This window comes from Gilvimarinus sp. F26214L, from assembly GCF_054401055.1.
This window is the reverse complement of sequence record NZ_JBTIYG010000006.1, coordinates 261383-273663: the sequence shown is the minus strand read 5'-3', so window position 1 is coordinate 273663 and position 12281 is coordinate 261383. Positions and strand designations below refer to the sequence as shown.

Here is a 12281-nt window from a genome sequence, read left to right as displayed (position 1 = left end):
AGGTTGGGTTAGGCCGACAGGCCGTAACCCAACAATTCCGGTCTCCTGTTGGGTTACGCTTCGCTAACCCAACCTACGCAGTCGGCGAGCGGCAACTTAATGGTAGGTTGGGTTAGGCCGAAGGCCGTAACCCAACAACATCAGTTGCCACCAAAGCGGTACTGGAACTCAATGCCATATTGGCGCGGCGGCGCCAGGCTGACGGTCTGGTAGTGGGCCTGGCCCGCGGCGGAGGGAGCGGCCGCGCTGGCGAGCCCGGTACTCTGGCGCACCAGACCCGCATTGTAGGGCGCCTCCTCGTCCGTGAGGTTGGAGCCGTAAAGTATCACGGTGTAACGGTTGGCCGTATCGGTCCACAACGCGCGCAGCCCCACCGTGCCGTAATCCGGGATTATGGCCAGGTCGTTCTCGAAAAGGTCCGAGTAGGACTCGTCCCGCCAGATGTAATTACCCGACAGCGTCAGGCTCCCTGCTGGTAGATCAAAGGAGTAGTTCAGGTTGAGGGCCGCCCGGTGCTTGGGTGAATTGGATAATTGATTCCCGCTGATGTCCTGAGTGTAACGCGGCAGGAAGGTGTAGCCGGTATCCACCTGGCCCGGCACCGGCTGGTAGCGGTCCGCCCCGGGCAACACAGCAGCCGGGTCGTCCGGGTTGGAGAAACCCGCGGTTCCTTCCGGCAGACCATCCTTTACCGAAGCATCCAGGTAGCCGTAGGTCAGATAAACCCCCAGCTGATCCGTGGCGGCCCAGTTCAGCTCCACCTCCAGGCCAAGACTTTCGGACTCGGGCAGGTTGATGAAGCTGTTGAGGATGGAGCAGGAAGACAGGTCGTTCGGGTCGGTGCAGCGGCCGAGGGTCGGCAGTTCCTGCTGACTGTCCTCGAAATCGTAATAGAAGGCGGTGGTGCTCAATTGCAGCTGGTCGAGCAATGTGGCTTTGTAGCCGATCTCATAGGAGGTGACGGTCTCCTCGTCCACCTGAGGAATGTCGTTGATGTAACCGGCGTTGAACCCACCCGGGCGATACCCCACGGCCAATCGGCCGAAGATCAGCGTGTTGTCATCCGGCGTATAGTCCACCCCCACTGAGCCGGTGGTGGCCTCCCACGTATTTTCCAGATCCCGCACCCGGCGGCCGGTAACCGGGTCGATGCCGTAGTCGCGCACCACACCATCGGGCAGCGGCGCGTTGGGATCGTAGACGGGAGTCACATCCACCGCCAGCGGCGCGGGGGTGCCGGTCAACAGAAAGGCCCCTAATCCGCCTGCCAGAAGCGGCCCCAGATCTTCCCCCAGATTGTTGGCAACGATGCGGGAAGCCTCCCGGGCTTCCTTCTCGTCTTCGTTGTAGCGCAAGCCGACCGTAAACTGCCACGCATCATTGAACTGATATTCCACCTGGCCGAATACTGCGCGGGAGACGGTGTCGGCATCAATGCGCCCGAACACGGCCTGTCCGGGTGCATTGGCCGGCACGCTCATGCGCACACCTTGGGGATTGTGGGGCGCTCCCAATAAGGAGAGGAGCGCGTCCAGGGACATGGCTGGCGCAGCCAGCTCGTCGTAGCCCGCATAGGTGGTGGTGAGGGGCTCCTGGCGGGTTTCCTCTCGCGATTCGAACAGGCCTACCACCCATTGCCAGGGACCCTCCGTGGTGGAGGCCAGGGTGATCTCGTTGCTGGACCAGTGGCGGTCCTCGATGTACTGGTCCACACCACCCGGAGACACCACACGGCCGAATGGCGGCAAGCTCATCTGCAACACATCGGTTCCGTCATCATCCTCCCACTGGCTGTAGGTGTAGTCCTGGTTGCCGTAGATCCAGCGCAGATCAAACCCCGGGCCGTGCCAGGTGAGGTCGGAAGTGTAGTTGTTGTAATCGTCAATCAACTCCTGGGTGGAGAGGTAGTCGTTGCTGAATTCCCAAACGTCCGCCCGGGCCGGATTTTGGGGTGATGCGCCCACCCGCACAGCACTGGGATCGAAGTAGCCCCAGCCGGCAATGGGCACGATGGTGCTTGAGGTCGGCCCCCAGGGAGTCGGGGCGTTCTGCACGCCGGCCGCATAGGGGGCGAGGCTCTGACTGGAATGACGGGTTTCCACGTAGTCGGCCCAGGCGGTGCGCAGATACCAGTCCACATTTTCGCCCAGGTCCAGTTCGAACATCAGGTCGGCAATTTCCCGTTCGTTCAGCTGGGTTCCCTCGCTCTTGCCGGTGGAAACATTATCGAAATAACCTTCGTCCTGGTGGTAGCTGCCCACGTTCAGGCGAGCGCGCATCCAGTCCGCGAGCGGCCCGGTGATGGTGCCTTCCACCCCGTAAGCAGAATAGTTCCCCCCGTAGCTGCGAAACTCCATGCCGAACTGATCCTCCGGGCGCTTGAGGATGGTATTTACCGCGCCGGCGATGGAGCCCCGCCCTGCCAGAGCCCCCTGAGGACCCCGGAGTATTTCCGTGCGCTGCACGAAGATGGGGCGACGACCTGCGTCCTGGACGGTGCCGGTATAGACGCCGTCGACATAATTGGCCACCGGGCTGTCGAGGGTGTAAACATTCGATTGCCTCGCAATGCCGCGAATGGAGGGGCTGTCCGTGGAGGTGTTATAGGACACACCGGGAGCAAAATCGGCCATATCCTGAATAGTCATGATACCCACCAGGTCCCGCTTTTCGTCGCCGAAGGCGGTGATGGACAAGGGCACTTCCTGCAGGCTCTGATCGCGGCGCTCGGTGGTGACCACGATCTCTTCAAGGATGCCCCGGGACTCGGTCTGGTCCTGGGCAAATGCCACTGGCGAAAGGGTGAGAGCTGAACCGGCACAGGTCAGCACGGCGATCGTTTTGGTTTTCATTGCACCTCCCGTCGGCCGAGAGTGTCGGCCTGTTTTTTTAATTATTGACTGCAACGACCAGGATCTTGAGTAAAACGTCAGTTACGAGCCACGGGAGCGGGGCGGATGGATGGGCGGATCGCTTGCAACGATTCCTTTGAGAGACGTACGCCATTGCCGTTCCAGACTCGCAATCTGATTTTTTGTTGTTGTGGAAATCATCAACGTGCAATACAAGCGCTAGCGATTTTCGACTATAGGGCAGACGTTTGGGCATGGCAACACGATACTTCGAGCCCATGCTCAGTTTCTCCGCAGGGAGCAATGAACGTTTAGGCTCAGACCGGCCATCCGGGCATGAAAATAAAGATGCAGCGGCCAACTCAGGTGAACAGATGCTAAACTCCCCTGCTTGCTCGCGGGTCCAGGCGCACAGAGCGAAGGCAACCCCAATTCATCGAGATACAGGTCGATATCATGGAGATCAAGAACGCAGTAGCAATCATCACAGGCTCGTCCTCCGGCATCGGTGCAGCCATTGCACGTCTGTTCGCATCCCAGGGGTGCCACGTGGTAATCAACTACAGTCGCAACGATGCGGGTGCGAAGCAGGTAGCCGCGGATTGTGAAGCGCAGGGCGTCCAGACGCTGGTGCGGCAGGCCAACGTAGGCGAGGATGAGGATTGCCGGGCACTGGTGGCGGCGACACTGGAGAAGTTCGGGCGTCTGGACGTGTTGATCAACAATGCCGGCACCACAAAGTTCTGCGATCACCGCGATCTGGCCGGGCTCGACAGCGAGGATTTTCTCGACATTTATAAGGTAAACACCGTGGGTGCCTTTCAAATGATTCGTGCGGCGGAAGACGCCTTGCGGCAGAGAGAGGTGGCGCATGTGATCAATATGGCCTCCATTGCCGCCATCACTGGCGTTGGCAGCTCCATTGCCTACGCCGCTTCAAAAGGCGCCATGCTGACCATGACCATGTCTCTGGCGCGTGTGCTCGGCCCCAGCGTTCGGGTGAACGCCATCTGCCCCGGCTTCGTGCAGGGCGAGTGGCTGGCGGAGGGAATGGGCCGCGAAAATTATGAACGCACTCTGGCGGGGATCCGCAAGATGGCTCCGCTGGCCGATACCGCGACCCCGGAACGCATCGCGCAAACGGCCCTCGGCGTGGTAACGGGAATGGACTGGACCACCGGCGAGGCGATCATTGTCGACGGCGGCGCCCACCTGCACACGGCGCCCCTGCGCCGCTGACGGGAGCGGCCCGAGGGTAAACGCGTGGGGCCGCGCCGCGGGTAACGCAAGCTCCGCCGGAACCAATAGTCGCTCCATAGGTCTTGGCACATGTGCTTTGAAGGCCTCGCCACCTTCGACAGATTGGAATGCAAATCATCGAATCGCCGGCTGTCGGTTACAATGGCGCGCGCTCCCCTCGGCGCCCGAGCCAGGCTCTGACCATTGACGCCAATGACCAACAAGGACGCTGGCAAGCTGCCGGGCACCAAGCTCGACCCGAACCCCCAATGCAGGCACTGTGCTGACTTCATCACTCTCACTTATCGATCTGCTCCGCCTTGACCGGCAACTGCGCCGCGATCAGGACCTGTCCCTTCGCGAGCTTCAGGAGCGGGACCGGCGCATTGGCGCAACCCTTCCATCGGCCAGTCCCAAACGCTGCCTGAAAACCTGGCTGAGTGCCACAGGCGAAGCAGCAGGCGGCGAGCGCCTGGCAGGCATTGAAATGTCGGTGGGATTCTGGATGGGGCTGCTGGGCTTGCTGCTGGGTTTCTTTGCCATGAGCGGCTTGTTGCTGGTGGATCGTCAGCAGCCGGTGAATGTGCTGTTGTTTCTCGCCGTGTTTATAGGCAGCCAGTGGCTACTACTCCTGCTGACCGTGCTGGTGGTGGTGGCCTTTACCCTGAATCCCCAGATGCATCTGCCGCTTGAAGCGCTCAACCCCGCGCGCTGGATGTTCACGCGCCACCTCCGGCGTCTGGCGGGCGATATACGCCGCGAACAGTTCACCCCGGTACTGCGCCTGGCGCTGCTCACCTGGGGGCAGTTGTTCGGTGTGCTGTTCAATGCCGGGGCGCTGATCGCCTTGTTGCTGATTCTGATGGTGGTGGACCGCAGCTTCGGCTGGAGCTCCACCCTGAATGTGAGCAGCGAAGGCCTTTACCGCCTGATGGATCTGCTCGCGGCTCCCTGGTCCTGGGAACTGCCAGGGGCGACGGTGGACGCGGATGTGGTTGCTGCCACCCGCTACCAAAGCCTGCAAACAATCTTCTCAGCGGACCAGGTGGCCGCCATGCGCGCCTGGTGGCCCTTCCTGTTTGCCTGTATCGCCTTCTACGGCCTCCTGCCGCGTGTGTTGCTGTGGATCGGGTTTTATGTTGCTTATCGTCGCCGCCTGCTGGACAGCTTTGTGAATTACCCGGGGGCCCGGCTGGTGGTCCAGCGAATGACCTCCCCTCTGGTGCACACCCGGGGACAGAACCACGAAGGAGCGCTGGACAGCGGCGATGCCCTGGTATCCCGCCAGGGGCTGCCCGCGGGCAAACCGCGCACGGTTGTGAATTGGTCGGGCGCATTGAGCGGCAACGCCAGGACATTGCTGCCGAGGCTGGGGCTGCCCGAAACGGGCACCGAAAGCGCGGGGCTCGGGCTCGGGGAAGATCAGCGCCTTCTCAATCGGATCAATCAGCAACAGCAGGATGTGGTCATCCTGGTCAAGAGCTGGGAGCCGCCGTTGGGTGAACTGGGGGACTTCCTGCGCGGAATCAGCCCCAAGCTGGATTGTTATTTGTTGCTTCTGCCCCTGGGTGATCGCGGAGTCAAACCGGACGAACTGGCAGACTGGCAACAGTTTGCCCGCCAGGGTCACCACCCCCGGCTGGTGGTTGTGCCCGCGCAAACCAGCCAGGGCGCGGAGGCTACACAATGAACACCCCGCACCTGCCGCGCTTTGCCGTTGTGGGCCATCCGAACAAGGGCAAGTCCAGCATTGTGGCAACCCTGGCCCAGGATGATTCGGTCTACATCGACCGCGTGTCCGGCTCCACCCGCGTCACCCGCCGCTACCCCATGCAGGTGGACGGCGAAACCCTGTATGAATTGATCGATACGCCCGGCTTTCAGCGGGCGCGCGCGGCCCTGGCGTGGCTGAATGAGCATTGCACCACCGTTTCCCGCCGGCCGGAAGCCGTGAAGGAGTTCTGCGAACAGAGCAAGGAAGACAGCACCTTTTATAACGAATGCGAATTGCTGCAGCCCCTGGTCGAAGGCGCCGGCATCATCTATGTGGTGGACGGCTCACACCCTTACGGCCCCGAATATGAAGCGGAAATGGAAATCCTGCGCTGGACCGGTCAGCCGAGCCTGGCGCTGATCAACCCGATCGACAGCGACGAGTACGTTGAAGAGTGGGAAGTGGCTCTGGGCCAGTACTTTAAGACCGTGCGCGTGTTCAATGCCCACACCGCTCCGTTTGAAAAGCGCATTAGCCTGCTCACACTCTTCGGACAGTTGCGACCCGAGTGGCAGCCGCCCCTGGACAAGGCCGTGAGTATTTTGCAGGACGAGCGGCAGCGGCAGCACCGCCTGGCCAGTGAGCTGATTGCCGAGATGATGGTGGACCTGCTGCAACACCGGGAAACCCAGCGCCTACCCAACGGCGTGCCAACGGAGCCGGCGGAAAAAGCCCTGGCCAAAAAATATCAGCACCACCTGGCGCGGCGGGAAAAACGTTGCCGCCAGCGGGTTGAAGAGATTTACGCCTACTATCAACTGCAGCGGGAGGAGGCGGCCCTGCAGATTCTGGACAAGGACCTTTTCGATCAGCAATCCTGGTTTCTGTTCGGCCTCAACAAGACGCAACTGGTATCCGCTGCGGCCGCCGCAGGTGCATCCGCCGGTGCTGTCGTGGATGCAGGGCTGGGCGGCAGCTCGCTCCTGCTGGGCTCCCTGGCGGGCGGTCTGGCCGGCGGCGTGGGAGCCTGGACCCTGTCCAAGCGAATCGCCAAGCTCAGCGTCAAGGGCCTGCCTACCGGGGGGGTGAGTCTTCAGTACGGCCCCTGGGAACACCCCAACTTTCCCTTCGTCCTGTTGGGGCGGGCCATACGGCACCTGGAGCTGATTTGCACCCGCACCCACGCTAACCGGAGTGTTCTCAGTTTACAGGCGGACGGCGAGGCCAACCCCTTCGCCGACAGCAGTGCGGGCGAGAAAGCGCGCCTGATGAATGCATTCCGGGATCTTCGCAAGGGCCGGCAAGTCACAAAGCATCAGCAAACTTTGGCCGAGGTTATTTTTCAGCACATTCGCGAGCTCTGACCCGATTGGGCGCCTGACGCGGCGCCCGGAAAAGTATGGAGGCGCAATCCCGGTCGCCACAACATTCAGGGTGGCGCGTATAAAAATGGACCGTCGGTACTGCTCCTCTGAAGTTATTGTAAAGTCCCGGAAGCTTGGTATAGTCACGCGCATCGTCATCTTACAACGGAGACTTTTATGTCGATTGATGGTAACTGGGAAGTATCCATGAACACCCCCATGGGGGAACAGAAAGGTACCCTCACTCTCAAGGCAGACGGCAGCAACCTGTCCGGTAAAGTGGACACTGCCATGGGCACTGAAGAGTTCAACGACGGTACAGTCAGCGGCAACGACCTTGAGTGGTCCATTGACATCAGCCAGCCCATGCCCATGACTCTGAACTTCAAGGCGACCGTGGACGGGGACGAAATCTCCGGTAACGTGGGCCTCGGGATGTTCGGATCTGCACCGCTCACCGGCAAGCGCATCGCCTGAGCCGCTCAGCCTGCTGCAACAGTCAGCCGCGCTGACTGTTGCAATGCACTTTTATCTGAACACATTTCAACATCAGCATTGGTTGGTTTCACAACGTGCTGGTTGATCTTCGCAACAGGGGTCGATGACTCAATCCATGATTATCGGGCTTCTCGAAGCTGAAACCCTCCCTCCTCCCGTTGTCGATCGCTTCGGCAGTTACGGCGACATGTTCACCCACCTTCTTGCGCCTCTCGACCCCGCTCTGACTTTTCTTTATTACGCAGCGGATCAGGGCCAGCTTCCAGACCGAATCGACGAGTGCGACGCCTACATCATCACCGGCAGTCGTCACAACGCCTACGATCAGGATCCGTGGATCGAGGCTCTCAAGGAGTTTGTGCGCCGCCTGAATCAGCAGCAGAAGCGGCTGTTGGGTATTTGCTTTGGCCATCAACTGATAGCCCAGGCACTTGGGGGCCGCGTTCGCAAAAGCGACCGGGGCTGGGGGATCGGTGCCGCCCGTTTCGAGACTCGTGAGCGGCCGGGCTGGATGAGTCAGCCGGTACCTGCCTTTGATATCCGGGTCAGCCACCAGGATCAGGTGGACATCCTTCCCGGCGAGGCTTGCCTTTTCGCCAGAAGCGATTTTTGCCCCAACGGCGGCTATTTTGTTGGGGAGCATATCTTCTCGCTCCAGGGGCATCCTGAATTTTCCGAAGACTACGTGCGTTATCTGATCAACAAACGGGAGACCCTGATCGGCGAGCCCCGGGTAACCGAAGCCAGAAACTCCCTACGCACGAGGGGCCACAATACTGCGCTTTTCCGAAGCTGGCTCGGCGATTTCTTCAATCTCCAGCATGTGTGACCCACTTCTCATTTTGCTCCCCCGTGGAGCAAGGCCTCCCAATCAATCTGCTTGACCCCTTGCGAGCTCTGCCGTTAAGATCCGCGCCGGTGACACGAATATCATCCTGTCTATCCCTCCAAGAATAACAATCCATATATAACAACACACAGCGAGATGACCTGCAGAACGCATTGCGTTCCGCTATGGGTTTTTGAACCGCATTTGCACCGTTGTTGCGCGCATGGTTTCGGCTTGGCCTTAGGGCCGCGCCAGGGCGATGTGGCAGGCAGCTTTCGGGGTGTATTCGATTAATTTTTTTTGCACATCTACATGTAGTGAGAAGAGGTAAGTAGATAATGAAACTAAATCCAATTTACCGGGGCATCATGTACTGCGCCTTGGCTGTTCCCGCTACTGCCTTTGCGCAAAGCGGCAGCGGCGGCCAGATACTTGAAGAAATTGTAATCACCGGTTCCTTGATCCGGGGTACTCCCGAAGACGCCGCCATGCCGGTGGATACCATTACGGCCGACGACCTGGAAAAGCAAGGCGCACCGGCGCCGTTGGATATGCTGAAAAGCCTGAGCTACATGAACGGCATCGTTGGTGAAAGTAACAACTTCACCTCCGGTCGGGGCCAGGCCGCTCATGGCACCGCATCCATCAACCTGCGCGGTTTCGGCGCGGCACGCACCCTGGTGCTGCTGAACGGCAAGCGCCTGGCTACAAGCGACGCCAACCGTCTGCCCATGAATGCCATCGCACGTGTGGAAGTGCTGAAGGACGGCGGCGCCGCCACTTACGGCTCTGACGCTATCGGCGGTGTTGTCAACTACATCACCAAGGACAGCCAGGACGGTTTTGAATTCACCACTGATTACCGCGCGATCGAAGACTCCGACGGCGATTACAACATTGGTCTGAGCTGGGGTACCTCCACCGACAACTCCGACTTTTTCGCCTCGCTGAACTACTACCATCGTTCCGAGCTTCAGGTGACCGATCGGGAAGACTGGGCCCTCCAGCCCTACGCCCGCAACCCTCAGGGTGGCTGGGGCTCCGGCGCTAACCCGGGATCTACACTGTTCTTTGTTGACCCTGCTTGTGAAGCATTCGGCGGCGTTCGCACTCAGGGTGGCAGCACGCCGGATGCCTACCTGCTGGACGAAAATGGGGCTCAGTGTCGCACCCGTTACACCGACTGGTACAACCTGGTAGACGAACAGGACTCCTATCAGTTTTTCAGCTCCTACGATGTCACCATCGGCGACGAGACGGACCTGCACCTGGAAGCCTTGTACGCGCAAACCGAAGTTCCCCATGCGCGATCAGGGGCTTCGTACACTACCGCGAACTATGTTCCGGGATCTCTGAACCCCTGGGGCGCAGCCTTCAACAGTTATCGCGGTGGCAGCGCTGACTCCGTGCCGTTTTACTACGTGCCGGCGAACAACCCGGGTCTGGTTGCGCTGCGCAATGCTCATCCAGAAATCGACGCAGCGATCACAGGATCACCCCTTGCGCCCTTTACCGGCGAGGGTGCATTCATTCAGCTGAACCAATGGCGCCCGTACTTCGCTGGCGGCAACCCGGCATTTGGCTACGACGGCGCCTGGACCAACTACGACCGGGATCAATACCGTCTGTCCGGCGAACTGACGGGCATGCTGACCGACACCATCGGCTACACCTCGTCGCTCACCTACAGCAAGGCCACGAGCGACCGGCAGGAATGGGACATCCGCATCGACAAGCTGCAACAGGCTTTGTTGGGTCAGGGCGGCCCCACTGGCGATATGTGGCTGAACCCCTTCTCCACGGGCATTCCGACGATTCCGGGTGTGGGCGAGAACCCCTACTTCGACCCCACCACGGACCTGGACGAGCAGCGCATCGTCGCTCAGTGGCTCATGGAGCAGCACACCGCGTCCTCGGAAGACGAGCTGGTTGAGTTCAACTTTGTCGCGGACGGAGAAATCCCCGTGGAGCTCGCGGGCGGCCCCATCGGCTGGGCGGCTGGTGTCCAGTACCGGCACGAAACCGACGTGAGCGACTATGCCGACCTCTCCAACCAGGAACTGCACCCGTGCCCGATCTATGACAGCACCAGCTGTGATGAAGATCTGCGCGGCGCAAGCCCCTGGACCTTCCTGGCCACCTACGTGCCCTACGATATCGACCGGGAAGTAAAGGCGGTTTTTGGTGAAATGATGATCCCGTTCACCGACGACTTCACAGCTCAGCTCGCACTTCGCTATGAAGACTATGGCGATATCGGCGGCGACAGCCTGGACCCCAACCTGCGTCTGCGTTGGCAAGCCACTGACTGGCTGGCCTTCCGCGCCTCCGCGGGTACCACCTTCCGGGTAGCGGGCCAATCCTCACTGCGCCCGGTTGAATCCACCGGCTTCCAGTCTGTGGAAGGCAACAGCACCCCGGTGGGCGTCAGCGGAAACCCGGACCTTGATCCGGAGCAGGCCAGGAACTACAACTTCGGTGTGATGTTCAGCGGTCTGAACCATGAGCTGACCATCGACTATTGGCGCTACGAGATCGATGATGTCCTCACCAGCGAGCCGCTGACCGGCATCGTGGAAGCCATCTACTCCGCCGACGACGTAGCTGCTGCCTGTGCGGCGGTCAGCGCGGACTTCCTCAGCCGCTTCGAGTTCGCTAACGATACCTGTGGCGACACCATCGTCGGCATGCACCTGAAAACCATTAACGGTGGCAGCATCACCAATGATGGTATCGACATCGCCGGCCGTTACACCTGGGACGAAGTGGGCTCCGGTTCGCTGAGCCTGGGCGGCAGCGCCACCTGGATTAATCAGTATGAGACCGACGGTCTGACAATCGACGGTGTGCAGGTGGAAGAAGCCTTCGACGGGGTTGGCCAGTTTAACTCGGGCACAACACTCTTCCCGCTGCCCGAGTTTCGCGGCAACCTGTTCCTGGACTACGCAATGGACACTCAGAACATTCGCTGGACCATGAACTACGTCGACAGCTACGAAGATGGACGGGACATCTTTGAGGTGTACAGCGACGGTCAGACCATTGACTCATATGTCACTCATGACCTGACCTACCGTGTGGACGTGAGCGATAACGTCACTGTCAACGCAGTGCTGGATAACGTGTTTGACGAAGAGCCGCCGTTTGTTCGCGCGGAGATGAACTACGATCCCGTTACTCACAGCCCTCTGACCCGCACCTTCAAGGTTGGAGCGAAGGTTCGCTTTTAAGGTTTAGCTTGGGTGTCAAGCAAAGGGCGGCCTCCGGGCCGCCCTTTTTTTATGCTTATTACCTTCCCTCGCAGCCACGTAGCATAAAGTCGGCAACGCGTTTGGCCTGATCCCGAGTAACATCGTGAACTCGCGTGTTACCAAACTTCTCAGGATCCGGCCGTTTTCCGCCATTTAGGACCCCTTTCTACACAACGCAGCGCGCCTGGTGACCGGCCGGACCTGCTTGCTTGACGCGTCGCGACAGCTGCGATTAAGATTCCTCCGATGACGCGATGTTCGTCATTCCCACAAGTTAACCAACAATAACAATTCTTTGCACAACACGGGATACCAGAACGTTTCGGGCAGAATATAAGAAGCAGCCAGAGCGGAAAACGCACTACAGACTCATTCGTTATCCAGGGTCGAGGCCAGCAACAGGGCCGCCTCCGCGAAGCTACCTGAAATGTTCAAGCAATTGGTTACCGGTTGTATTTCAGCAAACCGTTTGACTTGCTAATTATTGACGCGCCTTGCTCCGGTCCACGCCGGTCGGCTTCGTTGCGCATGTGT

General features: G+C 59.8%; 7 protein-coding genes. 6 read left to right on the top strand and 1 reads right to left on the bottom strand.

Features of this window, described 5'->3' with window-relative positions:
- Window positions 1–140: 140 nt before the first annotated feature.
- Window positions 141–2852 (bottom strand): TonB-dependent receptor, encoded by a 2712-nt coding sequence (locus tag ACURWW_RS09240; protein ID WP_445616522.1) that lies wholly within the window; start codon window positions 2850–2852, stop codon window positions 141–143.
- Window positions 2853–3308: 456 nt separating this feature from the next.
- Here ACURWW_RS09240 and ACURWW_RS09235 point away from each other — a divergent pair, with 456 nt between their 5' ends.
- From ACURWW_RS09235 to ACURWW_RS09210, 6 genes are all read left to right on the top strand, one after another.
- Complete coding sequence (locus ACURWW_RS09235) at window positions 3309–4091, top strand: SDR family NAD(P)-dependent oxidoreductase (protein ID WP_445616521.1); 783 nt, start codon at window positions 3309–3311, stop codon at window positions 4089–4091.
- A gap of 280 nt (window positions 4092–4371) precedes the next feature.
- Complete coding sequence (locus ACURWW_RS09230; protein ID WP_445616520.1) at window positions 4372–5781, top strand: DUF2868 domain-containing protein; 1410 nt, start codon at window positions 4372–4374, stop codon at window positions 5779–5781.
- On the top strand, window positions 5778–7169 hold the full coding sequence (locus tag ACURWW_RS09225) for a DUF3482 domain-containing protein (protein WP_445616519.1): 1392 nt from the start codon (window positions 5778–5780) through the stop codon (window positions 7167–7169). Before ACURWW_RS09230 ends, ACURWW_RS09225 begins: the two co-directional genes overlap by 4 nt.
- Before the next feature lie 177 nt (window positions 7170–7346).
- Window positions 7347–7646, top strand: a complete 300-nt coding sequence (locus tag ACURWW_RS09220; protein ID WP_445616518.1) for a hypothetical protein — start codon at window positions 7347–7349, stop codon at window positions 7644–7646.
- 124 nt (window positions 7647–7770) lie between these two features.
- Window positions 7771–8496 carry a glutamine amidotransferase-related protein gene (locus tag ACURWW_RS09215; protein WP_445616517.1) on the top strand — a complete coding sequence of 242 codons (726 nt, stop codon included), beginning with the start codon at window positions 7771–7773 and terminating at the stop codon, window positions 8494–8496.
- Window positions 8497–8834: 338 nt separating this feature from the next.
- Window positions 8835–11726: a TonB-dependent receptor plug domain-containing protein gene (locus ACURWW_RS09210; protein ID WP_445616516.1), complete on the top strand. Its 2892-nt coding sequence runs from the start codon at window positions 8835–8837 to the stop codon at window positions 11724–11726.
- Window positions 11727–12281 lie beyond the last annotated feature (555 nt).

Excerpts from the sequence above, each read along its gene's own strand:
- ACURWW_RS09240 (WP_445616522.1), bottom strand. The coding sequence starts at position 2,852 with ATGAAAACCAAAACGATCGCCGTGCTGACCTGTGCCGGTTCAGCTCTC.
- ACURWW_RS09225 (WP_445616519.1), top strand. The coding sequence starts at position 5,778 with ATGAACACCCCGCACCTGCCGCGCTTTGCCGTTGTGGGCCATCCGAAC.
- ACURWW_RS09215 (WP_445616517.1), top strand. The coding sequence starts at position 7,771 with ATGACTCAATCCATGATTATCGGGCTTCTCGAAGCTGAAACCCTCCCT.
- ACURWW_RS09210 (WP_445616516.1), top strand. The coding sequence starts at position 8,835 with ATGAAACTAAATCCAATTTACCGGGGCATCATGTACTGCGCCTTGGCT.
- ACURWW_RS09235 (WP_445616521.1), top strand. The coding sequence starts at position 3,309 with ATGGAGATCAAGAACGCAGTAGCAATCATCACAGGCTCGTCCTCCGGC.
- ACURWW_RS09220 (WP_445616518.1), top strand. The coding sequence starts at position 7,347 with ATGTCGATTGATGGTAACTGGGAAGTATCCATGAACACCCCCATGGGG.